The organism is Clostridium fungisolvens, assembly GCF_014193895.1.
Taxonomy (GTDB): Bacteria; Bacillota; Clostridia; order Clostridiales; family Clostridiaceae; genus Clostridium_AR; species Clostridium_AR fungisolvens.
Window position 1 is genome coordinate 3774512 of record NZ_BLZR01000001.1, and the last position, 26298, is coordinate 3800809.

General features: G+C 29.7%; 23 protein-coding genes and 2 tRNA genes. 5 read left to right on the forward strand and 20 right to left on the reverse strand.

What is annotated here, in order from left to right; genetic code table 11:
* Positions 1-44: 44 nt before the first annotated feature.
* On the reverse strand, positions 45-458 hold the full coding sequence (locus bsdtw1_RS16600) for a CBS domain-containing protein (RefSeq protein ID WP_183278674.1): 414 nt from the start codon (positions 456-458) through the stop codon (positions 45-47).
* Between the two features lie 216 nt (positions 459-674).
* Here bsdtw1_RS16600 and bsdtw1_RS16605 point away from each other — a divergent pair, with 216 nt between their 5' ends.
* A complete protein-coding gene (locus bsdtw1_RS16605; RefSeq protein ID WP_183278675.1) occupies positions 675-1130 on the forward strand; it encodes a CAP domain-containing protein in 456 nt (151 codons plus the stop codon).
* 211 nt (positions 1131-1341) lie between these two features.
* On the opposite strand, the gene bsdtw1_RS16610 is transcribed toward bsdtw1_RS16605, so the two are convergent.
* The 19 genes from bsdtw1_RS16610 to bsdtw1_RS16700 all read right to left on the reverse strand — a co-directional run bounded on the left by bsdtw1_RS16610 (position 1342) and on the right by bsdtw1_RS16700 (position 23220).
* Positions 1342-2241, reverse strand: a complete 900-nt coding sequence (locus bsdtw1_RS16610; RefSeq protein WP_183278676.1) for a 3'-5' exonuclease — start codon at positions 2239-2241, stop codon at positions 1342-1344.
* 155 nt (positions 2242-2396) lie between these two features.
* On the reverse strand, positions 2397-3827 hold the full coding sequence (gene lexA, locus bsdtw1_RS16615) for a transcriptional repressor LexA (protein ID WP_183278677.1): 1431 nt from the start codon (positions 3825-3827) through the stop codon (positions 2397-2399).
* Positions 3828-3921: 94 nt separating this feature from the next.
* The gene (locus bsdtw1_RS16620) at positions 3922-4878 is read right to left on the reverse strand and encodes a M28 family peptidase (RefSeq protein WP_183278678.1); all 957 of its coding nucleotides are present in this window, start codon (positions 4876-4878) and stop codon (positions 3922-3924) included.
* A gap of 327 nt (positions 4879-5205) precedes the next feature.
* Complete coding sequence (locus bsdtw1_RS16625; RefSeq protein WP_183278679.1) at positions 5206-6996, reverse strand: MutS-related protein; 1791 nt, start codon at positions 6994-6996, stop codon at positions 5206-5208.
* 592 nt (positions 6997-7588) lie between these two features.
* The gene (locus bsdtw1_RS16630) at positions 7589-8470 is read right to left on the reverse strand and encodes a metal ABC transporter solute-binding protein, Zn/Mn family (protein ID WP_371874759.1); all 882 of its coding nucleotides are present in this window, start codon (positions 8468-8470) and stop codon (positions 7589-7591) included.
* Between the two features lie 118 nt (positions 8471-8588).
* The gene (locus bsdtw1_RS16635; protein ID WP_183278681.1) at positions 8589-11366 is read right to left on the reverse strand and encodes an ATP-binding protein; all 2778 of its coding nucleotides are present in this window, start codon (positions 11364-11366) and stop codon (positions 8589-8591) included.
* The gene (locus bsdtw1_RS16640) at positions 11356-12495 is read right to left on the reverse strand and encodes a metallophosphoesterase family protein (protein ID WP_183278682.1); all 1140 of its coding nucleotides are present in this window, start codon (positions 12493-12495) and stop codon (positions 11356-11358) included. The genes bsdtw1_RS16635 and bsdtw1_RS16640 overlap by 11 nt, the downstream gene beginning before the upstream one ends.
* Positions 12496-12598: 103 nt before the next feature.
* Positions 12599-12817 (reverse strand): hypothetical protein, encoded by a 219-nt coding sequence (locus tag bsdtw1_RS16645; RefSeq protein ID WP_183278683.1) that lies wholly within the window; start codon positions 12815-12817, stop codon positions 12599-12601.
* A 278-nt stretch (positions 12818-13095) separates the two neighbouring features.
* Positions 13096-13293 carry an alpha/beta-type small acid-soluble spore protein gene (locus bsdtw1_RS16650; protein WP_183278684.1) on the reverse strand — a complete coding sequence of 66 codons (198 nt, stop codon included), beginning with the start codon at positions 13291-13293 and terminating at the stop codon, positions 13096-13098.
* Between the two features lie 185 nt (positions 13294-13478).
* Positions 13479-13874 carry a hypothetical protein gene (locus bsdtw1_RS16655; RefSeq protein ID WP_183278685.1) on the reverse strand — a complete coding sequence of 132 codons (396 nt, stop codon included), beginning with the start codon at positions 13872-13874 and terminating at the stop codon, positions 13479-13481.
* A 440-nt stretch (positions 13875-14314) separates the two neighbouring features.
* A tRNA-Trp gene (locus bsdtw1_RS16660) sits at positions 14315-14390 on the reverse strand.
* Positions 14391-14578: 188 nt separating this feature from the next.
* Positions 14579-16237 carry a peptide ABC transporter substrate-binding protein gene (locus tag bsdtw1_RS16665; RefSeq protein WP_183278686.1) on the reverse strand — a complete coding sequence of 553 codons (1659 nt, stop codon included), beginning with the start codon at positions 16235-16237 and terminating at the stop codon, positions 14579-14581.
* Positions 16238-16301: 64 nt separating this feature from the next.
* Positions 16302-17276: an ABC transporter ATP-binding protein gene (locus bsdtw1_RS16670; protein WP_183278687.1), complete on the reverse strand. Its 975-nt coding sequence runs from the start codon at positions 17274-17276 to the stop codon at positions 16302-16304.
* Positions 17277-17285: 9 nt separating this feature from the next.
* A complete protein-coding gene (locus bsdtw1_RS16675) occupies positions 17286-18326 on the reverse strand; it encodes an ABC transporter ATP-binding protein (protein WP_183278688.1) in 1041 nt (346 codons plus the stop codon).
* Between the two features lie 13 nt (positions 18327-18339).
* A complete protein-coding gene (locus bsdtw1_RS16680) occupies positions 18340-19257 on the reverse strand; it encodes an ABC transporter permease (protein ID WP_183278689.1) in 918 nt (305 codons plus the stop codon).
* 15 nt (positions 19258-19272) lie between these two features.
* A complete protein-coding gene (locus bsdtw1_RS16685) occupies positions 19273-20196 on the reverse strand; it encodes an ABC transporter permease (RefSeq protein ID WP_183278690.1) in 924 nt (307 codons plus the stop codon).
* Between the two features lie 841 nt (positions 20197-21037).
* Positions 21038-21113: transfer RNA gene (locus bsdtw1_RS16690), tRNA-Trp, on the reverse strand.
* A 260-nt stretch (positions 21114-21373) separates the two neighbouring features.
* The gene (locus bsdtw1_RS16695; protein WP_183278691.1) at positions 21374-21994 is read right to left on the reverse strand and encodes a CBS domain-containing protein; all 621 of its coding nucleotides are present in this window, start codon (positions 21992-21994) and stop codon (positions 21374-21376) included.
* A 302-nt stretch (positions 21995-22296) separates the two neighbouring features.
* Entirely contained in the window at positions 22297-23220 is a 924-nt protein-coding gene (locus bsdtw1_RS16700) for a metal ABC transporter substrate-binding protein (protein WP_183278692.1), read from the reverse strand.
* Between the two features lie 140 nt (positions 23221-23360).
* Between bsdtw1_RS16700 and bsdtw1_RS16705 the strand changes: the two genes are divergently transcribed.
* The 4 genes from bsdtw1_RS16705 (at position 23361) to rimI (ending at position 26277) form a co-directional block, all read left to right on the forward strand.
* Positions 23361-24596, forward strand: a complete 1236-nt coding sequence (locus bsdtw1_RS16705) for an HD domain-containing phosphohydrolase (RefSeq protein ID WP_183278693.1) — start codon at positions 23361-23363, stop codon at positions 24594-24596.
* A gap of 81 nt (positions 24597-24677) precedes the next feature.
* The gene (gene tsaE, locus bsdtw1_RS16710) at positions 24678-25139 is read left to right on the forward strand and encodes a tRNA (adenosine(37)-N6)-threonylcarbamoyltransferase complex ATPase subunit type 1 TsaE (protein WP_183278694.1); all 462 of its coding nucleotides are present in this window, start codon (positions 24678-24680) and stop codon (positions 25137-25139) included.
* On the forward strand, positions 25136-25837 hold the full coding sequence (gene tsaB, locus bsdtw1_RS16715; protein WP_183278695.1) for a tRNA (adenosine(37)-N6)-threonylcarbamoyltransferase complex dimerization subunit type 1 TsaB: 702 nt from the start codon (positions 25136-25138) through the stop codon (positions 25835-25837). Before tsaE ends, tsaB begins: the two co-directional genes overlap by 4 nt.
* Complete coding sequence (gene rimI, locus bsdtw1_RS16720; RefSeq protein WP_183278696.1) at positions 25837-26277, forward strand: ribosomal protein S18-alanine N-acetyltransferase; 441 nt, start codon at positions 25837-25839, stop codon at positions 26275-26277. Before tsaB ends, rimI begins: the two co-directional genes overlap by 1 nt.
* The last annotated feature ends 21 nt before the right edge of the window (positions 26278-26298 follow it).

Below are 26298 nucleotides of genomic sequence, written 5' to 3' on the forward strand. Positions count from 1 at the left end.
CTTACAGATAGCTTTTAAATAACTTATTATAAAATTAAACTTCTTTACGCAATTGTGCTTTTCAATGTATTATAACAATAGTTTATTATGTCACTTCTTTTTATTATTCCTATAAACGTACCATTGTCATCTACCACAGGAACAAAATTTTGTGAAATTGATAAGGAAATTATACTCTCTATATCGGAATTTATTGATACACTCTTGTGATTAACTCTCCTATATATCTCCTTAACCTTCACTCCATTAGTATTTTTAAAATTTAAATCTGGAGTATTCTTAAGCTTCCACAGAAGATCACCTTCTGTCAGTGTTCCAACATACTTTCCGTTTCTATCAATAAGAGGAATTGCTGTATATCCATGATGCTCCATTCTTTCCATTACCTGTCTCATGGTTGCATCGGTGTTCTCGTAAATAACTTCATTTTTAGGTGTTAGAAAAAATGCAATATTCATATGTTACCCTTCCCAAACAAAATTTTTATTAATCTCTCTTAACCATTTTAACATATCTATTATGCAAATGTTATTACATTTATATTAATTTACACTTTATCAACAACATAATATTACTACTTAATTATATCAATTCGGTGTCAAACTAAATATTATTAGAATTCATCTTAGTATACTTTATTCCTAAAATGGAACAATAAGTATAGGAGTGATTTTATGAAAAAACTTTTATATTTCTATTTTTCACTTATTATATCTCTAAATATATCTTACGATTCATGTATAGCTAATACCAAAACATATTATTCTGATCAAAGTGACTCAATAGAAATTTACAAAACTAAATGTTTAAATAACATAAATACCATTAGGTCATATTATTCTTTACCTGAGTTCTCTATAGATAGCGAGCTCAGTAATTCAGCACAGATTTATCTTAATAATTTCAAAGCATATGAAAATGATTTATATCAACTGAACTCTGATATAAATTATTGCATTTACAAACAAAGATTGACTAATCAGTATTCTATTAATAGTAATATGCTAACTCAAGCACTGATTGAGGATTATAAAGGATATCTATTAAACCCCAATATAAGCAAAATAGGTTTTTATGTGATAACCGATAACCAAACTATAACGTGCAGCTTTGCATTTAAATATAACTAATGTCATAAAAAAGTCGCTGAAGCGACCTTCTTCAGTGAACTTTTTTAACGCATCTGCCTTTCCAAATGTATATGAAGAAACTTACAGGCGACTTAAATTTTATTTTTTACTGTATAGCCATAAAAAACTTATAAAAACATTGAAATATCTAGTTTTAACTACCTTGAAAATTTTATAACTTCCTTTACATTAAAAAAGGCAAACTTATAATCTAGTTTGCCTTATCAAACTTATAATAATAATCAGTATACTCCATATCATTCAACACACTGTTCACATTATTATAAATTTCATCTCCACTTATGGTCTTTTTAACAACAACCTCTTGTAATACTTTTGTATTACACTTTGGACACTTACCAATCCCCATAAACCTCCAATTGAAAAGCTTCAAAGGCCTTTCCACATTTATATTAGTTTTACATTTTGGACATTTATAGTCTAACTTTGATATATCTATTTTATAGTTTTGAAGATCTTTTATCATGATTGCAGGCATGTTATAAACATCTTTTACTATATAACCTTTTACTATCCTATTGTTGAAAAGTCTTTTAAATACTTCTGATGTATACACTGCATCATTTAGTGCATCATGTAATTTACTTTCATCCACTTTTATCTTTAATTCCTCTAACGCATTTTTTAAGCTTAATGCTTTCTTATGCCCAAGGATTTTAGTTACATACTCTTGTATATCTAGGTATTCTTTTAACCAACTTACATTATTATAATTGTGGTAAAATGCATTTCTAAATATTTCAGCTATATCATCCTTAGCCCAAGAACATATTATAGAATCATCATCCACAAATTTATTAAGTTTGTCCATTGCTTCATTAAAGGTTATTCCTAAGCTTAAATTATCATCAGTTATTCCTGTAATTTCAGTAATCTTAGGGTTTAGTACATTTAAAGCACTAGGCTTTACGTATGTTTTAAATTGACCTATACAATTCATCATTTTATCAAGCTTTACTGCTCCAACCTCAATTATCTCATTTTCTAACTTAGGATCTTTAAATTCTTCATAAAGACTATAAAAATTAGGATAATATTTAGTTATATTTTTTAGATTATTAAATTCCAAATCTATTATAACATACCCCATTGCCTCATCCCCTCATCATATCTCTTATTATAATTATGCCATAAATAGTTATTTATTTCACTTTTATTTACTTCTTTAATAAAAAAAATATACCCCCTTCTTATTTATATTTACAAATACATGTAAAAGAAAAAAAATCAGACCATAGGTCTGATTTATACTTGCTTTATCACTCCAATTGCAATACCTAAAATAGATGCATCTCTATTTTCAAGAGAAATAGGCTGATATTTTGGATTTTCAGGCATAAGGTATGGAATTTTATTTTTCAAATTTAGTCTCTTTAGTGTTGCACTACCTTCTATCTCTGCTGCTACTATATCATTATGATCTGCAGATTGTTGTCTTCTAATAACAACAAAATCCCCATCATTAATATTAGCATTCTTCATACTATCACCTTTTACATGAAGTATAAAGTTATCTTTCTTTCCTCTAATCCAGTTGTATGGGATATAAAAATTACTTTCCTGTTCTCCATTCATCGGTATAGGTTCACCAGCAGCAATATCACTATACATCGGTACTTCAACAAGCTCTTCTTCCTTAATAACTTCTTGCTTATCATTATAATCAATTATTATTTCATTACTAGTAGATGCTCCGTCTATCATAAATGTATGTTCACTCTTATGCTTTAGATTAATATAGGTAAACCTCTCCAACGAGTAATTATCTAATTTTTTAACTGAGCTACAAGTAAATCTATAATTTTTAAATTTATCAAAGTCATTCATGTAGCCTAACTTTATTCCACTCTTAAGCCAAGCATATCTTTCTGAACTTTCAATTGTATTTATAAGATATGTAAAAGATGAATATTCTTTTTTATCATATAATGCTTTAATGAAATTAAGCTCTCCTCTAGTTAAGTTCTCACAATTATCTAGAAGTATATGTATGTATTTATTATTATCATTCTCAACCATAAGCCTTGCATAATTAGCCTTGTCGTATTTATCAATGAAATATAGTTCTTTCATTCTACTTTGATATTGTAGATTTAAACTATAAAGCAGTTCTCTAGCCGAAGAGTTTTTTCTTACAGCTTTCACTCTGCCCTTTCTATTAACCTCAGCATACTCATCCCTTGATAGTACACTTGCCTTTATCCATTGTATTTCATCCAGTATAAAATATATAGAACTATTTTTTATTGTTCTGATTTTATTTATACTACTTTCATTAGCTTCTAAAACCTCTCTTAATATTAAAAGCTTATCTGATTCTGTTATATCTTTGAAATTAGTTCCATTATCTTCAATATATAATTCAAAGTACAGATCAATTAATTCATCTAAGGAAAAAAACTCAACCTCTTTTTCAATAAGTGAAAACAAGGTAATACTACTAGGTCTATTCTTTTTAACTGTTGCTTCGTAAAAAGACTGAACAAGCATTTTATTTTTATTATTGGTTGTAATAAATGCAATCTTATCACTGTTATATAAACAATAATTGTTTTTCAGATTTATAGTCCTATGCAATGCTGCAGAAGTTTTTCCTGTATGTAAATAACCTTTTACTACTTGTACACCGAGATGCTTAGAATTTATGTATCTATTCTGATTTCCCTCAAAATTCATTTGTTTACCTCCGTACATATAAAAGAAAAAAATTATATTGAACTCAAAGTTTTATTCAATATAATTTAATGTAATATATTAATTATATACTATTTTAGTAACTTATTAAATACTCCTTAAGATTTTTAACTATCTCACTCATATAGTTAAAATCTATGTCCTCTACCTTATCATCTGCTCTATTTATGTCTTCAAATCTATATATTGAAGTATCTGTCAAAAGAATTGTTTTAAATCCATCCTTTGAAAATGAATAACTGTCCTTTATTCCATAACCAATTAAAAAGTCCTTGTTTATATTTTTAACTGGAAGCCATGAACTGTCATTAATATAACTTGTAACATTCTCAGCTAAAGCTTTTGAATCAGTGTTTCCTACTATTGCTAAGAAATTAGCCTTATTAGGCATTGAAGGACCCATAAACGGATATCTTTGTGATAAAGGTTTATCTGAGTAATAACCTATAGAATCTAGGACTATTACACCTTCAATATTTTCATTTTGTTGTTTTATATAATCTGCATATATCTTACTGCCCATTTGGTCAGTTTTTGCAAATACTTTTTCCCCATTTACAAAAGCTACAAATCTTACATTATGATATGCATTTGTATTCTTATATAAATCAGCTAATGTAATCAGAGCTGATATTCCTGATGCTCCACCATCTGCGGATCCTAAAGTTGAATCATAGTGAGCACCTATTATAACAGTCTTACTATCCTTATTCTTATTTAAACAGTTTTTTGTAGCAACAATATTAGAAAATGTTTTATCCCCAATTTGATAATCTTGTATCCCTATGTTGTATCCCATTGATTTAAATTTACTTATTATGTACTGCTTACTCTTTTCTAGGTTATCATAATTATTATAATCTCTTGGCCCTATATCCTTACAGAATACATTTACATTATCCTTTAAGGTCTTGGCCACATTTTCATCTCCATTAACAGTAACCTTCGATGAGCTTTTCCACCCATAAGTTGTGGAGGCCAACGCAAACAATAACAAAACTAAAACAACTACCCAATTTACTTTTCTCTTCATACTCCACCATACTCACTATTTTATTGATATTCCACTTTATAATCAAATTTATTTTTTCAAACCCTATCCCTAGAGTCATAGATGGACCACTTCATATTAAAACTTATTATTTTTAAATTCTCTCACCAAAACCCGTGAGAGTTTTAAAAATAGATTTAGGATTGAAGTGGTACATCTATAGTAAAAGTTATAAAAATATATTTTAGTATAAAGTACTCTATCTAAATAATAAAACCCCAAAGTGTATGTTTTATTCAAGAAAATAAATATAACATTTTGGAGTTTTATCGGTATAATTTTACTCTACCCTAATGCTACTGTCAATAACTAGATATTGATTCCAGCCATCTTCATAAGATAAATAGCATTTCTTGTAGTAGACTTCCCTTTTCTTAGCTTATAATCAAACTTAATTTCATTATTTTCATAGTGTTCTCTAAAGTTATAATTTATCACTTTCTTATTGTTTTCTTCAAGATCACATAACTCTAGATCATGTGTAGATACAAGTCCTACAGCATTTTTTTCACTAAGTTGATTAATTAAAATTTCAGCTCCTGTATGTCTATCCTTTGAGTTTGTTCCTCTGAAAATTTCATCTAACATAAACAACACTCTTTCGCCATTATCAGTAGCATTTATTAGACTTTTTATTCTCAATATTTCTGCATAAAATGAAGATATGTTCTCTTCAAGATTATCCCCTATTCTCATGCAAGTATATATATTAAGTATTGGACACTTATATGCAGTTCCATTAACCGGAGCTCCTACATATGTAAAAACAGTATTTATGCCTATAGTTCTTAGGAACGTACTCTTACCAGACATATTAGATCCAGTAACAAGCATAATCCTGTTGTTATTATTAAGGGAAAAACTGTTAGCTATAGCCCTTTGCCCTAATAATGGATGGCTGACATTCTCTCCTTCAAGAGATAAGTCATCTGTTACCACTCCATAAGTCCAATTTGGGTTATCTCCGCTTATATTTGCTATAGAACATAGAGCTTCAATTTCCCCCAATGCTTCAAGCCACTGCTCTAATCTTTCACTATTTTTTCTTCTCCAGTATTCTAGTCTTGTTAGTAAATGATAATCCCAAAGTAAGGCTACATTGATTATTATATATATCATGTTTTTTCTGTCTGCAATCTTGTTAGCGATGGAATTTAACTCTTTCATTTCCTCGGTAAAGTTAAACTCATCATTAATAAGCATAGACTTTATTTTTGTTAGCTTATTTGAATCAAAACTTTCCTCTTCCACTATTTTAATCATATTAAAATAAGTATATATACTACTCTTAAGCTCATAAACTATATCTAAAGCTTCATTTCTTTCCTTAGTACCAAGCTTTAATACTAAAAAATTAAGAATACCTATAGATACAGGAAATATTGATATTATATAGTCAGTGAAGAAGTACAAAAACGTTACTGATAAGAAAGCTACCGGAAGTAATATCATTGCAATCTTCATGAAACTACCTAAAATATTCTCATTTTTTCCTTTACACCATTGTATAAAGTTTTCAGTATCACCTAGGGCTGAGTCTTTAAGACTTCCTTCAACCTGAAGCTTTTGTCTAAAATCTATATTTGCTCCAAGCTCCTTAACTGCCTGCTGTCTCTGATAGATCTCTTCTCTACTCGGAAGTTCATTTAAAGATAATAATGAAGCCAGCTTCTTTCTTCCATAAGAAGTTTTTGTTGTATTTATCCATTGAAATAATGAGTGTTCACCAAATATATCTAGGTCATTTACAAAAGGGTGTTTTATATATAAAAATTCCGATCCAGTATCCTGAAAACTCTTCCATCTCCCATCTATTCTTTGTATGGCTTCTTCATTTATCTCAATAAATTTTTCTCTTCTAACCTTTTCCTCTAATTTCTTTGAATGCAAATATACAAAGTATACAAAGAGAACTATTGCCATAATCAGTACACCATATATTAGATAGTTTTTTCCTGTATAATATATTGCAAAACACGCAGCTATAAAAATCATAAAAGTGACAAGCCTCAAAAAGCTTACCACGTTGCATCTACTCGCAATTTCTTTATATATTTTTTCACCTTCACTTTTTCTATTTTCATAAAAACTTCTATCCATCCAGCACCTCCTAAATTATGTTTACACTATATATGATTTTAACATATTTTGTAATAAAAAATTCGCTAAATCGATCTTTTCTGGTGAATTTTTTTGCGCATCTGCCTTTTCTTAACCGTATGTGAAGAATCTTACAAGCAAATAAATTTTATTTTTTACTATATATCCATAAAAAACTTATAAGATCATTGAAATATCAATATTTTACGGCTATAGAAATTTTATATGCTCTTTTACAGTAAAAATATAAAGATGCATAATTTCATAATTAAACTACTTTCGCCTACTAGATACTGGCAAATATAAATTTAACTATTAAAATGATACATCTATGTTATAAATTATTATTATCTACTTTTAAGAATACTATTGAAATTAATTGGTTATGCAGGAAATGCTATATGAGCGAGCTATTAGAATTAAATGATTTTGGCAGATGTAATGGCGTTAAAAAACTGTACTGTTCGAGCGTAGTGAGTTTACAGTTTTAGCCATAGAATATGACAAAATCATATTAATTCTTTGCGTAAGCTCATTTAAGCATTGGATGAATAACCAATTAATTTCAATATCGTGCTTTAATTGCATATTATTATTTTAAGCTATTGTATATCTTATCTAAATTATCTTTCATACTTTCATAGTAATCTTTATTATCTTCTTTGCTTTCAATAGTGTAGATAGTTTGAATTTTAGCTCCTACTTCGTTTGCCAATGTCTGCGACACCTTAGGACTTGCTAGCTGCTCTGAAAATATGGTCTTTATATTATTAGCTCTACAGAAGTCTACAAGATCCTTTAGTTTCTGTGGAGTTATTTCTCCCTCTGCAAATACATCCTCTACACTCATTTGTTTAAGACCAAAATCTCTGCATAAATATCCAAATGCCTCGTGACCAGTAACAAAATCTTTAGTCTTCAGCTCACTGAATTTTGTTTTATTATCCTGATAAAGTTTTTCAAGTTTATCAGTGAATTCCTTGTAGTTCTTTTCATAAAAATCTTTATTTTTGCTATCAGCTTTTACTAAAGCTTCCTTTATGTTCAAAGACTGAATTTCAGCGTTTTTTAAACTTAACCATATATGTGGGTCAACTTTTCCATCAGTTTTTATTTGTTCTATACCTTTTGAACTATCAATTAGCTGGATTTTATTTTTATCTTCTATAGTGTCTTCAACTTTATCTAACCATTCTTCCATACCAAAGCCATTATAAACAAATATACTTGACTTGTTTAGCTCTACAAGATCTTTACTCTTTGGCTCAAAATCATGGGGCTCCATCCCTTCTGGAACCATTACATTTACGTCTATCTTATCTTTACCTATAGCCTCAGCAAATTCTTTCAAAGGATTTATCGAAACGGTAACTTTTAGTTTATCGCTATCGGTTTTTACAGCGCTTTTAGTACATCCTACAAAACTACTAACCAGTAATAGAGATGAAATTAAAGTTGCTATATTTAAACTCAACCTTCTAATATTCATATTGACACTCCTTTTTGCAAATGATTTGCATTACGTTTTAAAGTATACAATCTATAAAAAGTATTGTCAATATTAGGTTGTAAAATACAAAAACTTTTTAAAACTAAAGACTGATTATATTTATTCGTTCCTTGGTGCAAGCTATATCCAATTCTCTTTTTTGACAAGTAAATATTATTATTTGTCTCACATCAGATATTTCATATAAATAGTTAAGTATATTTTCAAGTCTTTCATCATCGTATTGTACAAATGCATCATCTAAAATTATAGGAACATTTTTATTTTCAAATATCATATCAATTAAAGCAAGTCTCAAAGAAATATACGCTTGATCCCAAGCTCCATTGCTTAAATATTCAGCCTTTATATATCTTCCGTCGTTGCTTTGTTTAACTGTGATTTCGAAGGTTTCATTTATTTTCACATCTGAGTACTTTCCCATAGTGATTTTACTTAAAATAGCCGTAACTTTCTCATTTAAGACAGGTCCGAAACTCTTTTGTATCTCTTTAAAGGATTCATCCATAATAACTTGAGCTATTTCGATTGCTCTTACAGTCTTTTCACCTTCTTTTATCTGTTCTTTAACTGATTCTATGTCTTCTTCAATTACATCCAGTCTTCTTGTTGTTAAGAATATATTTTTTATGCTATACTCTATGTCTTTCATCTCTTTTTCTATATTGAGCAGTTCTTGTTGTTTTAAACGGATATCATTTTCTATCTCGTCCTCATTTTCATATGAAAATTCATTAGTCTCATTAATTATTTCTTTAACTTCATCTTCTATAGCCTGTATGTCTCTGTCTTTTAAAAGCAACTTATAAGTCTCTTCAATTGAATTTAACCTTACCATTATCTCTTCTCGTTGCTGAAGCTTATATCTCATATTCTTTATCTCTTCAGGAATATCTTCAAGGTCTAAATGGTCTAATCCAAGAGTTTTTAATCTACTATAAATAGTATCTTTCTTTAACTTTATATCGTTTTGAAGATAATCGAGGTTTTTCCTTATAGATAATATTCTATTATCTATCTCTTCCTTTTCCTGAATAATAATTCTATATTGCTTTATATTCTTCACAAACTCATCTATATCTCTACTCTTTGTAATTGATAAAACAGAATTAATAACCTTCTCATTTCTAATCGCACTATCTTCTAATTCATACAGATTCATGTTCTTAATGCTATTTTTCTTTTCACTAATCCTTGCCTTAAGAATTTCTATTTGATTATTACAAATATCAAAGGTATTCAAATACTTTTTAAAACTTATATGATCATTGCTTCCTGTTATATTAAAATATTTGTTTAACTGTTGTTCATATTGTTTAAATGATTCAGTTAAAGTACTTATTGTATTTTCTTCTTCTAAATTAATTAAGCCTTGATCAATATGATATTTATTTTTACTAGATGTCATAAACATAATTCCACTAATTACGAATAAAATAAAAGCTATTATCACACCAATATTTAGAGTAAGAAAGCCTGTTAGCGCTGCAAAAATTGAAAATACAGCACATATAATCAATACTAATGAAATAGAGTTTATGACCTTATTTTTACCTTTCAAACTTTCAATTTGGCTTTTTCCCACTTTTGTTTTTGATTTTCTATCAATTAAAAACTTAATTTCCTTTAAATCTTCTTCATAATTAAGAAGTAGCCTATCTATTTCTTCTCTGTGCTCGCTAATAGTTTTATAATCTTTTAAATTATTTATCTTTTGTTTTATTTCATCCTCTATTTTATCTATCTCTTCATTTGTATCCAATATCATGGATATCTTCTCTTCTATGAGCTTTTGCTCTATTGAAACTTTTATAAGCTTTTCATCAATATTTAAATCAAACTCATCAAAGTTCTCATATATACTTAAGTAGTTATTCTTTTCCTCAAGTTCCCCAAGAAGCTGTTTTTCTTCTTCTTGTCTTTGGTTATTTATATCGAGAAGATTAAATAAACCTGTCACATCTTCTTGTAGACCATCTAAAAAATAATAATCAATTACACCATTGCTAGAAATCAAATTGTATTCATATTCTTCTTTTCTCTTTTTTAATTCTTGACTCTTCCTTAGATAATCGGTTATTTCTCCATATTCTTCTTTTAGTTTCAACCTTTTCAAATGTTTTTTATAAATTTCAAGCTTTTTAATAGTGATTTCAAGTTCATCCCTTTTAGCTTTAACTTCTAAGTAATTTTTTTCATTATTCAAGTTTGCCTCAGCTAATCTTATAGCATTATTTCTCTCATCTAATAAGCTATCAAATCTTACTTTAAGCAAATCAAGTTTTCCGCCTTTTCTTTGGGTTACTAAGGATTTTTTATACTGTTCTAGTGTATCTTTAGCTTTTTGATAAGATATATTTTCATTGCCAGTTTGAAATGAATTAGATATTTTATGTAAGATATCATCTTCTTTCGAATTCTTCACTTCTCCACTTAGTTGTTTAATAAAAAGAGTATTTTCAAATGCTGCAGAATTAACATCAAATATATTTTTCCCCACATTGTCCACATTCAAAGATGGAATTTCCTCACCTGTTATACAATCAATAGTTTGTATTGTGTCTTCTTTCTTTGTACTTCCGAAAGTTCTTCTTATTATATAATTATCGTCATTATATTCAAAATGAATTTCGCCTTCTGCTTTATTATCATTTAAATTGAGATATCTGAGTCTTTCATTTTCCCTTACATCCTTTACTCTCTTGCTATTCATTCCATAAAAGCATGCCTTTATAAATGTTTGTATAGTACTTTTTCCTGACTCATTATGTCCATACACTATGTTAAAGCCCTCAGTAAAGTTAATCTCCTTATTTCTTACTTTGCCAAAACTCTTTATATCTATCTTCTTAATTATCATTTAGTCTAATCTCTCCTTCAGAAAGACTTTGTATACCGATCTTCAATGCTAATTCATATATAGATTTTTCATCCTCAGTACATTCATCCATTTTTTCCATTACCTTCTTTGCAAATATACCTTTTACAGAATGCTCTTCAATAACTTCAGCTATATCCATTTTTATTTTTGTTGAATCTTCTAACTTAATAAAATAGAAATATTCTACTAACTTATTGAGCATTACTTCTAAATCTATATTAAAATCTTCATGAATTTCTCCTGTTAGTATAATTTTATATAAATCTTTGATTCTACTTTCTTCGTTCACTACTTCCAATATTTTTTCTTTGATATCATCATAATTCATGGCATCGCTTATATTAACATGTACCACCATATAAGTTCTCTTATTTGTTGGAATAAACTTAAGAGTATTGAAATTAAGTCCAACTTCTCCTAATATAATTCCCTTTTCACCTAACTCATCAAAGCCTCTCCCCTCTGGGCAGCCACAATAAGCATACAGAGTATTACCTGCTCTTTTTATTTGAGAAAATTGGTGTCTATGACCTAACGCTATATAATTCATAGATGAGTTCTCAATATCTCCAGTAGTTATTGGATTATATTCATTTGAATTATTTCCGTTCTCCACTTCTCCGTGAAGTACCATTAACTTTATTGAACCTTCATCCTCACTATCAACTTTAAAATCTCTTAGCATAGACCTTTTGACATAATTACCTGTAAAACCAGCACCATATACTACGACATTTTTTCCTTTTAGCTTATACCTTATAAAACCAGCCCCAAATATATGAACGTTACTCGGCCAGTTTATCATGCTATAAAAAGATCTATCGTTATTAGGATCATGATTTCCAGGTGCTATAAACACTTCTATATTAGGAATACCTTCAAGCTTCTTTCTCAACAAATCCAAAGTGCTCTTTCTCACACGTAAATTATCAAAAATATCACCTGCTAATAAAATAGCATCTACATTCTCGTTACTTGCTAATTCAATTATGGAACTAAATGTATCTTGAAGCTCTTCCTTTCTTTGCTCTGCTATATCACTAGATAAATCAGTAAAGGGAGTATCAAAATGCAAGTCGCTACAGTGCAATATCTTTACCTTATCCATAGTATCCTCCATTTGCTATTTTACAAAACGAACTTTTGTTCTCATTTTAGCATAAAAATAAATCAAAAAAAAGAGGCTCAGCCTCTTTTTACTTACAACTTTACTATTTATATATATTTTGCCCAAAAGTCGCTTTGTATGGGTAAACATCCTCAATACTTTTACCTAAACTACTAGCAAATTCCTCTGCATTGACTTCTTTTATTGCTTTACCATCTTTAAATACTTTTATGTTATATATCTGTCCTTCTTCATTTATCAAAAATTCTCCATCATAACTTGAACCATCATCAAAAGTAACTATACCTTTTTTCCAATCCATCAGTTATTCCTCCTTATAAGGCTTCTCTTCATTGTAAATAAATTTTCTTATAAAATCTCTTTTGAAAATATACAAAGTTAAGAGTAGCGTATTGTTTTTTTATTTAAGAAGAATCCATAAAAAATCTGTGAATTTTCTAAAGAATAAAAGGGCACAATTTCTTGTGCCCCGGTATTAGAATCTACTATCTGGTGGTACATCATTACTCATAGTAACTCCTCCCTTAATGGTCAGATTACATAACTAAGATTTAACCTACCAAATGCCTTCCACTATGACTAGTGATTAGTTGTCATGTGTCCTTCGAATTCCTCTACCATTCTTTTTACCATTTCTCCACCTACGGAACCACATTGTTTTGATGTTAGATCTCCATTATAATCACCTAATGGAACTCCTAGTTCTCTTGCTACTTCAAATTTAAACTTAGATAATCCTTGTTTCGCCTCTGGAACTAATGTTCTTGATCTTGACATATAACATTCCTCCTTTGGTTTTGAGATGGTTTCTTATGTATCGTAATCCACTAAATTAAGATTTTAACTTTTTGCTTGACAGCAATATCCTTAAAACTTTCTCCAGTTTAAACGATACATCAGCAGTAAACCTTTTTGGTTTACACTATTATATTAACCACAAACGATTTTAATAGACTATAAAATTAAATGCAATTCTGGTATGTACTTCCTTTATAGTTCTTTATTACATTTATAGCTTCTCTACTACTATTAACTAAGATTGGATTTACACCTGAATTTTTAATAAACTTTTTTAGCTGGTAGCTTCCTATTATAGATTTAGGCATTATTATTATATTAATTATCCATTGTTCTTTAGATGTATTTCTTAAAAATTCGCAATATGTATCACTGACTTCTGATTTTACAAGTTCTAAATCAGAAACATCCATTACAAATATTTTATTATGAGTACCAATTGTTTCTATAACATCTATGTACTCTTTTATCATGTATGTCAATTCTTCATTTCCTAAGTAGCCTTTAATAATATTTCTTATAATCCCTTTTTTCTTATAATACTTAAAATAATAGTACATTTTCCCACCCCAAATTTAATACTTAAGAGCCTTCTTAAATTTTATTTATACTTAACACAAATTTATAAGATTATAAAATTCATTGACCTATTATTTTCTTATTTAGATTTACTGTAATAATGTTTTAAAAAATTATAATTATAAATTTCACAGCAAACATAATTATACTATATTTTCTATATGTTGTAAATTTTATTATTAATTATATTATCGTCTTAATGAAACTTTACTGAAGTATAATTTATAAAATCTAATAAAATAAATTAAAATTATAGTTATATTTTTTAAAGCAAAAATATAATGATTTTTTCATTAATTAAGAGTATAAATCTCAACTAATATAATAATATTTTTGAAAATTATTAAATAAATACAAGAAAAATCCACGAATATCCAAAAGAATATTCGCGGATCATCCTCGTAAGCTTCGTTTACCATATTGGCAGGGGCAGTAGGGATCGAACCCACAACCTACGGTTTTGGAGACCGCCACTCTACCAGTTGAGCTATACCCCTAAAATAACGCTTACAAAAGATATAATATCATATTCATGAGACATGCGCAATACTTTATTTCTAATTTTAATAAATTATGAATACTCAAGTAACAGCATATTAAAAGGTAGTATCTTTAGTTAAGTCAACAACTAAAGATACTACCACTTTATATATTATCTGATGCTATAAGCAACTGATAAAATGCCTTATTTAGAAGCAGCTTCTACTACAGTATTTCTGAAGTATACAAATCCTAGTGGGGATTTTTGTAAATCAGTTATATTATTCTTAAGTGCAAGAACGTTAGTGTAGTAGTATATTGGGATTATTGGCATATCATTCATTAATATGTCTTCTGCCTTATGCATATCTTCTGTTCTCTTAGCAGCATCAGTACCCTTCTTAGCAGCATCAACTAACTTGTCATATTCTGGGTTAGTGTAACCAGGATTGTTATTTCCGCCGTTAGTGTAGTACATATCTATAAATGTCATTGGATCGTTGTAGTCAGCAATCCATGCTGTTCTACATACCATGAAGTTATGCTTTGTTAAGTCATCTAATTGAACTTTTCTTTCTTCATTAACTAGTGTAACGTCGATTCCTAAGTTCTTCTTCCACATTTCTTGTATAGCTTGAGCGATGTTTTGATGTCCTTGTCCTGTGTTGTACTTAATTTCAAGTTTAGGGAATCCCTTACCTTCTGGATATCCAGCATCAGCAAGTAACTTCTTAGCACCTTCAACATCAGCTGTAGTCTTTAGGTAATCCTTGTTCTTGAATTCTTTACCTGTACTATCAACTATTCCCTTTGGAACGTATGATGTAGCAGGTTGTTCTCCACCCTTTGTTACATTTTCAACTATAGCAGTTCTATCTATTGCCATGCTAAGTGCTTTTCTTACATTAGTATTGCTTAATGCTTTAGCAACATCAGCAGAAACGTTCTTGTTTGAAACATTTACTGCATAGTAGTATGTTCCAAGGTATGGATAAACTTTAGCCTTACCATCTTTGATTAAGCTTTGCTTTTGTTCTGCTGGTAATAAATCTGTAGCATCTATTTCACCAGATTCAAAAGCATTTAATGCAGATGTTTCATTATCTAATAATGTGTATTGGATTTTGTCAAGCTTAACATTTGCTTTATCCCAATAGCTATCGTTCTTAACAAATGTCATATGGTCTTTTTGAGCATATTCAGACATTTTGTATGCTCCGTTAGATACAAATGTCTTTGCATCAGTAGCCCATCCTTCTTTATTAGCTTCAACGATATCTTTTCTTACTGGGAAGTAAGTTGGGAATGCTGTTAAAGCTAAGAAGTAAGCTGTTGGAGCCTCTAGTGTAACTTCTAGTGTATAATCATCAACTACTTTTATTCCTAGATCTGCAACTTTAGCTTTTCCACCATTATATGCTTCACCATTTTTGATGTAGTATAATTGGTAAGCGTAATCTGATGCTGTTTCTGGAGCTAAAGCTCTAGTCCAAGCATAGTAGAAGTCATTAGCTGTAACGCCTTTTCCATCCGACCATTTTGCATCTTTTCTTAAATGGAAAGTATACTTTGTTCCATCACTTGAAACATCGTACTTCTCAGCAACACCTGGAGTAACTTTATTGTTAGCATCTACGTTTTCTAAACCTTCAAACGCATTAACGTCAACAATACCGCCTTCAACAGAGTTGTTTAGACCTGGATCTATTGTTTTTGGTTGAGCCCCAAGGTTATACTTTACAACCTGATCAACCTTTGCTGTAGAAGATGCATCATCTTTTTTACCACAGCCTACAAAAGTTGTTCCTACTACTAAAGTAGCAAGAATTAATGAAAGAACTTTCATTTTGTTTCTTTTTAACATTATTGTACCCCCTTATAATGGAAATTTGTATAATTTATTTAAACAAATTTATACCTAAATAAAACTAATATAAATGACAGGCAACTGAATGATCTTTACCTACTTCTTTTAATACAGGTGTTACCTGTGAACAAATAGGCTTAGCATATTTACATCTATCCTTGAATCTACATCCAACTGGTGGATCTATTGGCGAAGGAGTTTCTCCTTGCAATACGATTCTTCTATTTTTACTTGCCATATCTGGGTCTGGTATAGGTATCGCTGATAATAAAGCTTGAGTATATGGATGTAATGGCTTACTATACAACTCATTACTCTCTCCTATTTCAACTAGATGACCTAAATACATTACCCCAATTCTGTTAGAAATATGCTTAACCATAGATAAATCGTGAGCAATAAATAGGTATGTTAATCCTAAATCATGCTGTAGATCTTCAAGCATATTTACAACTTGTGCCTGTATTGAAACGTCTAGAGCTGATATAGGTTCATCACAAACTATGAACTCTGGGTCTACTGCTAAAGCTCTAGCTATACCAATTCTTTGTCTTTGTCCACCTGAGAATTCATGTGGATATCTTGATCCATGATCTCCATTAAGACCAACTTTCTTTAAAAGATAAGTTATCTTATCATTTCTTTCACCTTTGCCAAGTAACTTTTGAGCATCAATAGCTTCACCTATTATATCTCCTACAGTCATTCTTGGGTCAAGTGATGCATATGGATCCTGGAATATCATCTGCATCTTCTTTCTAAGAGGACGCATTTGCCCTGGACTTAGCTTAGCTATATCCTTACCATCATAAATTATTTGACCATCTGTTGGTTCATATAGTTTTATGATTGTTCTACCTGTTGTAGTCTTACCACAACCTGATTCTCCTACAAAACCTAATGTTTCACCTTTTTTTATGCTAAAAGATACATCATCTACTGCTTTAACATTAGACACTTGTGTACCTAGTATACCCTTTTTTATCGGGAAATATTTCTTTAAATTCTTAACTTCTAATAAAATTTTTTCTTCCATTTTGTCTAATTACCTCCCTGTGCCTTTTGGAGATTCTTCTACTGCTTCATCAGGTAATTTTCTTTCAACCTTTGGTGCCATTGGATGGTTTAACCAACAAGATGAATAATGATTCTCTGATATATTAAACTTCTCAGGCATAGCCTCCATACAAATTTTCATTGCATGCTCACATCTTGGAGCGAAAGGACAACCCTTAGGAGGATTTAATAAGTCTGGTGGTGTACCTTCTATAGGTTTTAATCTTTCCTTAGTATCTAACTTTGGATTAGGAACACTATTTAAAAGGCCCCATGTATATGGATGTCTTGATTTGTAGAATATGTCACTTGTAGTTCCGCTTTCTACTACTACTCCACCATACATAACATTTATTCTGTTACAGATATCTGCAACAACTCCCAAATCGTGAGTTATTATTATTATTGAAGTGTTTAACTTGTCCTTTAATTCCTTAAGTAATTCAAGTATTTGAGCTTGAATTGTAACGTCTAAAGCTGTAGTTGGTTCGTCAGCTATTATAAGTTTAGGGTTGCATATAAGAGACATAGCTATCATAACTCTTTGTCTCATTCCACCTGAAAACTCATGTGGGAACTGCTTAAGTCTTTTCTCTGGACTTGGAATACCTACTAAACTTAGCATTTCAATTGCTTTCTTTCTAGCTTCTTCACCAGTTATCTTTAAATGTTTTTTCAATGGCTCCATAAGTTGATCGCCTACAGTTAATACTGGGTTTAATGAAGTCATTGGATCTTGGAATATCATACTGATTTCATTTCCTCTGATCTTTTCCATTTGCTTATCTGTAAAGCTACTTATTTCTTCTCCATTAAAAACTACTTTTCCGTCTTTTACTTTTCCGCTTTCGGCAAGTAGTCTCATAATGCTCATCATAGTGATACTTTTACCACTACCTGACTCACCAACGATTCCAAGTACTTCTCCTTTGTTTAAATGAAAAGATACCCCTCTAACCGCCTTAACTTCTCCGACATGTGTGTAGAAAGAAGTCTGTAAATTATCTATTTCAAGTATTCTTTCATGCATTTATGTTTTCCTCCTACTTTCTCATCTTAGGGTCTAAGGCATCTCTTAAACCATCGCCAAGCATATTAAACGCAAAAACTGTTATACAAATTGCTAAAGAAGGAATTAATAATTGTGATGGATGAGTTCTCATCATTTCAACAGCTTCAGAAGCTAGAGTACCCCATGATGCTTTAGGTGCAGATATACCTACCCCTACAAAGCTAAGGAATGATTCAGTGAAAATAGCTTCTGGAATTGCTAAAGTCAATGTTACTATTATAGACCCCATACTATTTGGTATAAGATGTCTAAATATTATTGCAAATGGCTTAACTCCAAGTGTTTTAGCTGCAAGTACAAATTCTTGTTCTTTTAAAGTTAAGATTTGTCCTCTTACTATTCTAGCCATAGTTGTCCACATCGATATTGTCATAGCAATAATTATACCTTTGATATCTCTTGAACCTAAAGCAACACTTATAAGTATTACATATATTAACATTGGTATTGAGTTTAGTATATCTACTATTCTCATCATTATCATATCTACCCAGCCACCAAAGTATCCTGATATACCACCGTATACTATTCCTATTAGAACATTTAAAGCACTAGCTACGAAAGCAACTGTAAGAGAAATTCTAGCACCATATGCTACTCTAGTGAAAATATCTCTTCCGAACTTATCAGTTCCAAATATATGAGCTGCACTTGGTCCTTTATTAGCTATGCTAAAATCCTGTGTAGAATAATCATAGTGTGAAAATATCGGAATAAAAATAGCAGCCAAAGTCATAAGTATAATAACAGCTAGTCCCAACAAGGCTAACTTATTTTGCTTAAGTCTTCTCCATGCATCTTGTAAATATGTCATAGAAGGTCTTGCGACACCTTCTTTATCTTTCTCATTATCTGGAACTAATTCAAATAGATCCTTTGTAAATTCCATTATTCCACGCCTCCACTAATCTTGTATTTTAATTCTAGGATCTACAAATCCATATAAAATATCAACAACTAAATTACATATTACTAGGAATGCACAATAGAAAATTGTTAATCCCATTATTTCAGTGTAATCTCTGTTACCAATACTTGTAACAAATTCTCTTCCTAGTCCAGGAATACCGAAAATAGATTCAACTACAAAGCTTCCTGTAAGTACTGACGCTAAAAGTGGTCCTACATAAGTAATTATTGGAATAAGCGAATTTCTAAGCGCATGTTTTACTATTACAACTCTTTGTGGTAGTCCTTTTGCTTTTGCAACTCTTATAAAATCTTGTCTTAGTACTTCAACTAAGCTTGATCTTGATAATCTAGATACGAAAGCCATTGAGTAACCGCCTAATGCTATAGTAGGTAAAACATATGAAGAAGCTGTCTTCAAGCCTATTGCTGGGAATAATTTTAATTGTATTGCAAAGAAATAAGTTAACAATGTAGCCATAACAAAGCTTGGCACTGTTACACCTATGGTTGATATTACCATTGCAGCTCTATCCTGCCATTTGTTTTCCTTTAATGCTGAAAGGATACCTAGTAGTACTCCGAATATTAATGAAAATATAACTGAGGCTAATCCTAATCTTGCTGAAACCGGGAAAAACTTCTTGATGATATCATTAACAGTTGTTCCTTCATACATCATAGAAGGTCCTAAATCACCTTTTGTTACAATACTACTAACATATGTAGTGTATTGTTGAGACATAGGTTTATCTAGTCCAAACTTCTTATTTAAGTTCTCAAGTATAGAAGGTGGTAATTTCTTTTCTCCTGTAAATGGTCCCCCTGGTATTGCTCTGATTAAAAAGAAAGTTGCTGTTATTACTATAAATATAGTAAGTAAACTTATCACAATTCTCTTTAATGTGTATTTAAACATTTTTTAAGTCCCCCTTTAAATATGTTTATAACTTCTAATTTCTTACTAAATCTCTATTATGTACTAATTTTCTACTTTTTCAATACAAAGTAATCAACTATTATTTTGTATCACCTGTCCCCCGACTAACATCTCCTCGTTCATTGTTATTTTTCTTAAGTTTATATAAAAAATTATAGTTACAAATTATCATTTTGTAAATAGTTTTTTGAATTTATTATTAAATGTTAATTTTGGCATGTATTTTTTTATTCTTTTACTATAAGCTATCTAATTTGGCAGCAAGTAAACATTTTCAAAGGCAATTTTTTTCCAATTTTATAATAAATATCAGCTACCAATCAATTAAATTTGCTAGACTTATAACAAATTTATTAAACTGTTAATTAATTAGTATATAAATTTAAAATTAACAATTTTTATTTTTATTATATATTTATTAGTTCACTCATAAAAACTTTATCCATATAATGGATGAAACTAAGTGCAAACGTCAAAAAATTTGTTTATCGCTAAAAAATTCATAACATAAATTTATTTAAATTAAAATAATTATTTAAATATTTCAATTATATGTATTTTCTTTTTTCACTCTATCTATTTTATAATTTATAAATTTTTCACCAATGATTTTTAGTCAAAACAAAAAAAAGATAAATTGCCAAATTGATAAAAGCAACTTCAATCTGGTAATTCATCTGTATATTAGGTGTATTCACAATTAAGCATTTAATTTTCTATATTAAATAGTATGTATCTCTTGGATTAAATTGTATCTTAGGCAATTAGTTTTTTATATACACAAAAAAAGACTAGTAGAAAATTAATTCTACTAGTCTTTTGGCAGGGGCAATAGGGATCGAACCCATAACCTACGGTTTTGGAGACCGCCACTCTACCAGTTGAGCTATACCCCTTCGAACAAATATGATTATATAACATTCTTTAAAATAACGCAACATTTTTTTGTACTTATTTTTATATATAGATGAGCCACTACATAATTAAATTTATATTTTAAAAAGGTATCTTATAATAACATATGTGATTATAAGATACCTTTTAAGAAAAAGTTATATTTAAATTTTCGATTTACACTATAATATATATTTAAGATTCTATACTACACTCTAAGATCATTTGATTAGATTTAAAATCAGAAGAACCAAATCATCTACTAGACTACCTTAAACCCTGCAGCCTTAACTTTTTCTTTAATTATCTCTAAATTCTTAGTCTTCATTCTTACAACTATTTCTCTTACATCTGTAACACTTTTTGGATCTATTACAACAAAACTGATTATATCAGCTTGATTTTCTGTAAGTATTTTTGATAACCTTGATATTTGTCCAGGAACATCATAAGCAGTAACTGCCATTCTTTCACCTTTGTTAAGTCCAAATACATTAGTATACTGTTCAAACACGGCATGATGAGTTAAAATACCTACAAACTTATCAAACTCATCAACAACTGCGACAAAGGAAACATGAGTTTCTTCTAGTAATCCTACTGCTTTCTCAACTTCTTCATAAAGATTTATCTTAGGTATGCTTTTTGTTAGTAGGTGAGATACTGAGAAGTCTTCCAATAAACTCTTCTTATCAGCACCTTTTTCAAAATAAAACTTATAAATAATGTCTTGTGCTATTGATCCTTTAAAATATTCTCCATCAACAACAGGAATTGATAAAAATTTATTTTGATCCATTATCTCTAAGGCTCTTCCTATTGTTGTATCAGATGTGACTGTTATTAAATCTTTTTTTGGCAATATTATAGTTTTTACTAGCATAGTCTCTCCCCCTCGATTTCCTTATATATATATTATAAGCCATTTATTACGGTAATTATATATGATTTTTAAAAATTATCCAATAATTAAAAAAATTCTTTCATTTTATTATATTATGCCGAGTTTTATAAGTAATCCATAAAATTTATCATCACCTATTGGAAAAACATTATCCAAATTCACTAATAATTTTATAAACTTTACTATTATTCTTCTTAAATTATAAATAATTCATCACAGCTTCATAAATAATACTTGTTCAATAATAGACAATAAAAAAAGTTATAAATATATAAAAATACTTATAACTTTTTATTTAATCCCTTAAATTTTAGACTTATATTTTCTAAATAATATCTATATTGATCATCATATTGAGGTATCTTAATCTGCATTTGATAATAGGATGCTCCATTTATCTTACTGATAAACTCATTAAATTTAGCCTGATCACTATATAATATTAAAGTTTTACTTGCTGATTCCCCAAGCATTTTTTTATAATCATCAATTTTAGTTAAATCCGTGAGTTTTATAACATCGACGCCTAAATACTTAGTAAGATAATCTAAGTCTTCATCTGTTGTATATATAGTATATCCATTTAGAGCACTTATGGAATCCTTCACATCTTTACTATCTTTATCTAGTTCTGATATCATCTCTTCGTAATTCTCTTCATAGAAATCCCTGTTTTTCGGATCTTTATCTTGAATTGAACTTTTTATGTTATAAAGCATAATTTTATATTCGTCAGGACTTAACCAATAATAAGGATTTATTTTTATATCATACCCTGCTATATTCTGAGACTTTATATAGTTCAATGTTTTAGTTCCTCTAGAAAGATTAACAATACCTACTTTTCCTTTTTTTAAACCATCTATAAAATCATTTATCCAAGGCTCAGAACTAGATCCCATATATAAAAGCAGATCATATTTTGAAACATTATCCAAAGAATCATTTGTAAACTTAAAGTTTAGACTGTCAAAGTTATTATTAAACATGTATGTTACATTGTGTTTATCTTTTACCAGTTGTTTAGTTGCAGAATAAATAAACTTATTTGTAGTTATTATGTTTAAATATGTATCCCGTTGTTCTACATCATCATTTATTGTATTAACTACCTTTGGCTTATAATATGTGCTTATAAATATGAAAAAAATTATATTGATACCTATCAATACAAAAGTGAACTTTTTCATATCAAATTTTTTCATTACGCCACCTCACTTTTATCTATTCTTTATTTTATATCTAATTTAATATAAATTCAAATATTAATGTTACTTTCTTAATGACATTATTGTCAAATTATGATAAAATAATATTCGACATTTTTCTTAACGAGGTAAGCATTATGCAAGTTTCAATCGATACTATAATACCTGCTTTATCAATAACAGTATCTCTAGCGGAGAAGTCCGTTGAAAAGGTTGTTAGAGAGAACTTAAATGGGGTAACAATCCAAGACATCGTATTTGATGATTATACATATCATTCAAAGCGAGCTGCATATATAGCTTTAGAACTTGGAAATGCCTTGCAGCTAGACGAAGATACTTATAAAGATCTATATATGTGTTCATTGTTACATGACATAGGCTATGGAAATGTATTATATAAAAATTATTCAGTTGATGAAATAATAGGTATTCATTGTCTAGAAGGTTCAAATATAGTAAAACATATCCCAAAGATATGTTACCTTTCCGACGCAATACTTTATCATCACGAGCACTGGGATGGAAATGGAGTCTTTCAGAAAAAAGAAACTGAGATACCCATAATTAGTCAGATACTTAGAATGAGTGATATAATAGACTCAGAGTACAATACCCACGCTCCATATTTTGAACAAAAGGACAAAATAAAAGGCTTAATTTCAGATAATGTTAACAGAATTTTTTCACAGCATATCTACGAAGCCTTTCTTAAAATTAGTTCTGCTGATGAATTTTGGTTAAACCTTGAAAACAATAGATATCTAGATTTGGTCATAAAACATCTAATTCCACCTATAGACATAAAGCTAAACATGCAGGAATTAATAAACATAGGTGAAATATTTGCTGATATGATAGACGCTAAAAGTGAATTTACCGCTATGCACTCACGTGGTATTGCTGAACTTGCATATATGGTTTCTAAGCATATTGGGTATGATGATGAAAAATGCCTAAAAATGAAGCTTGCTGGGCTTTTTCACGATATCGGAAAGCTTGCTATACCATCAAAAATTTTAGACAAGAACGGCCCACTGGATGGTGACGAATTTTCAAGAATAAAATCTCATGCTTATTTTACTAGATTGATATTAGATTCAATGGATGGTATAGAGGAGATAAGTAATTGGGCTTCTAATCACCATGAAAAACTAAATGGAAACGGCTATCCTAGAGGGATAAGCGGTGATTTACTATCCGAAGAATGTAGGGTCATGGCAGTTTGCGATATATATCAAGCTCTTACTGAAGACAGACCTTACCGTAAAGGAATGAATAAAGATATGGCATTTTGCATCCTTGATACTATGGTTGAAGATGGATCAATATGCAAGATCGCAGTAGAAAATTTAAAAAATGCTCTTGGGTAATCGTTAGATTACCTTTTCTTTTTATAAATTATTGGTTAGAATAATAAAAGTAAAAGGTTTTATTCTCGAAAGGAGATTATTATGGAATTTATAATTAATTCTGTTGATAATACTATTGAGCTCGGAAAAAAAATAGGTTCTATGTGTAATCCAGGTGATATCTTTTGTCTTACCGGTGACTTAGGTACAGGAAAGACTCATATAACTAAAGGTATAGCTGAAGGTCTTAATGTTCAAGAACACATAACTAGCCCTACTTTTAACATTGTTAATGAGTACCATAGTGGCAGACTATCTTTATTTCATTTTGATGTATATAGAGTATCAGATCCTGATGAAATATATGAAATAGGATTTGATGAATATATATTTGGAAATGGCGTAAGTGTTATAGAATGGGCCAATTACATAGAAGAACTTATCCCTAATCAGTTTGTTCATATAAAATTAGAAAAACTTCCTGATAAGGAAGACAGCTCAAGAAAAGTAACAATAAAATATTTCGGAAATAGATATGATTATCTTAAGGAGTTAAGTATATGATAGTTCTTTCAATAGATTCGTCTTCAAGCAGTGCTACTGTAGCTTTGGTTTCAAACAGTTCGGTAGTAAGTGAAATAAACATAACAGATAAAAAACAGCATTCTGAAATACTTATGACCATGATCGATTCAGCCCTAAAGCTTAGTAATTTAAGTATCAATGACATTGATGGATATGTAGTTTCTAAAGGACCTGGTTCCTTTACTGGACTTAGAATAGGTATGGCAACAATTAAAGGGCTAAGTTTAGGAAGTAAAAAGCCTACACTATCTATTTCTAATTTAGATGGACTTGCATATAATGTAATTACTCATAACGGAATAATATGTCCGATCATGGACGCTTTAAGAGGAAACGTATATACTGCTTTATATAAAAATGTTTCAGGAAACTTAGAAAGATTGACTGATTATATGATTCTATCTATTGATGAGCTTATAAATAGATTTAAGGAAGAATCTGATTCTGTTATATTTGTAGGTGATGGAACTGAGAAGCATCTTGAAACTTTAAAAACATCCCTCGCTAATGCGGTATTTGCACCTCCTCACCTTAATTATGCTAGAGCTTCTACTTTAGGATTATTGGGAATAAATCTCCTAGAGCAAGGTATTTGTGACGAAAAAGACACCGCTCCATTTTATCTTAGAAAATCACAGGCCGAAAGAGAATACGATATAAAGATGGGGTTAAATTGATGGATACAAAAATAGAATCTATGAATTTAGACGATATTGATTCTGTGCTAGAAATCAGCAAACTTTCTTTCCCACACCCTTGGAGTCGTAGATCCTTCGAACAGGAACTCGAAAATAGCTTTGCAACATATCTTGTTGCTAAACTTGATAACCAAGTAATCGGTTATGGTGGAATGTGGATAATAATCGATGAAGGCCACATAACCAATATAGCAGTTCACCCTGATTATAGAAATCGAGGTGTTGGTGACAAGATATTACACGAAATGATAACCACATGCAACCATAAAAAAGTAATAGCTATGACTTTAGAAGTAAGAGTGTCAAACACTGCCGCTCAAAAACTTTATTCAAAATATGGTTTTGTGGAAGAAGGTATAAGAAAGAAATACTATGAAGATAATGGCGAAGACGCTCTTCTTATGTGGAAAAGATGGTAATAAAGAAATCGGTAAACTAAC

What these genes read in the sequence shown, in the direction of transcription:
- bsdtw1_RS16600 (WP_183278674.1), bottom strand. Translation starts at nt 458, where the DNA reads ATGAATATTGCATTTTTTCTAACACCTAAAAATGAAGTTATTTACGAG.
- bsdtw1_RS16605 (WP_183278675.1), top strand. Translation starts at nt 675, where the DNA reads ATGAAAAAACTTTTATATTTCTATTTTTCACTTATTATATCTCTAAAT.
- bsdtw1_RS16610 (WP_183278676.1), bottom strand. Translation starts at nt 2,241, where the DNA reads ATGGGGTATGTTATAATAGATTTGGAATTTAATAATCTAAAAAATATA.
- lexA (WP_183278677.1), bottom strand. Translation starts at nt 3,827, where the DNA reads ATGAATTTTGAGGGAAATCAGAATAGATACATAAATTCTAAGCATCTC.
- bsdtw1_RS16620 (WP_183278678.1), bottom strand. Translation starts at nt 4,878, where the DNA reads ATGAAGAGAAAAGTAAATTGGGTAGTTGTTTTAGTTTTGTTATTGTTT.
- bsdtw1_RS16625 (WP_183278679.1), bottom strand. Translation starts at nt 6,996, where the DNA reads ATGGATAGAAGTTTTTATGAAAATAGAAAAAGTGAAGGTGAAAAAATA.
- bsdtw1_RS16635 (WP_183278681.1), bottom strand. Translation starts at nt 11,366, where the DNA reads ATGATAATTAAGAAGATAGATATAAAGAGTTTTGGCAAAGTAAGAAAT.
- bsdtw1_RS16640 (WP_183278682.1), bottom strand. Translation starts at nt 12,495, where the DNA reads ATGGATAAGGTAAAGATATTGCACTGTAGCGACTTGCATTTTGATACT.
- bsdtw1_RS16645 (WP_183278683.1), bottom strand. Translation starts at nt 12,817, where the DNA reads ATGGATTGGAAAAAAGGTATAGTTACTTTTGATGATGGTTCAAGTTAT.
- bsdtw1_RS16650 (WP_183278684.1), bottom strand. Translation starts at nt 13,293, where the DNA reads ATGTCAAGATCAAGAACATTAGTTCCAGAGGCGAAACAAGGATTATCT.
- bsdtw1_RS16655 (WP_183278685.1), bottom strand. Translation starts at nt 13,874, where the DNA reads ATGTACTATTATTTTAAGTATTATAAGAAAAAAGGGATTATAAGAAAT.
- bsdtw1_RS16665 (WP_183278686.1), bottom strand. Translation starts at nt 16,237, where the DNA reads ATGTTAAAAAGAAACAAAATGAAAGTTCTTTCATTAATTCTTGCTACT.
- bsdtw1_RS16670 (WP_183278687.1), bottom strand. Translation starts at nt 17,276, where the DNA reads ATGGAAGAAAAAATTTTATTAGAAGTTAAGAATTTAAAGAAATATTTC.
- bsdtw1_RS16675 (WP_183278688.1), bottom strand. Translation starts at nt 18,326, where the DNA reads ATGCATGAAAGAATACTTGAAATAGATAATTTACAGACTTCTTTCTAC.
- bsdtw1_RS16680 (WP_183278689.1), bottom strand. Translation starts at nt 19,257, where the DNA reads ATGGAATTTACAAAGGATCTATTTGAATTAGTTCCAGATAATGAGAAA.
- bsdtw1_RS16685 (WP_183278690.1), bottom strand. Translation starts at nt 20,196, where the DNA reads ATGTTTAAATACACATTAAAGAGAATTGTGATAAGTTTACTTACTATA.
- bsdtw1_RS16695 (WP_183278691.1), bottom strand. Translation starts at nt 21,994, where the DNA reads ATGCTAGTAAAAACTATAATATTGCCAAAAAAAGATTTAATAACAGTC.
- bsdtw1_RS16700 (WP_183278692.1), bottom strand. Translation starts at nt 23,220, where the DNA reads ATGAAAAAATTTGATATGAAAAAGTTCACTTTTGTATTGATAGGTATC.
- bsdtw1_RS16705 (WP_183278693.1), top strand. Translation starts at nt 23,361, where the DNA reads ATGCAAGTTTCAATCGATACTATAATACCTGCTTTATCAATAACAGTA.
- tsaE (WP_183278694.1), top strand. Translation starts at nt 24,678, where the DNA reads ATGGAATTTATAATTAATTCTGTTGATAATACTATTGAGCTCGGAAAA.
- tsaB (WP_183278695.1), top strand. Translation starts at nt 25,136, where the DNA reads ATGATAGTTCTTTCAATAGATTCGTCTTCAAGCAGTGCTACTGTAGCT.
- rimI (WP_183278696.1), top strand. Translation starts at nt 25,837, where the DNA reads ATGGATACAAAAATAGAATCTATGAATTTAGACGATATTGATTCTGTG.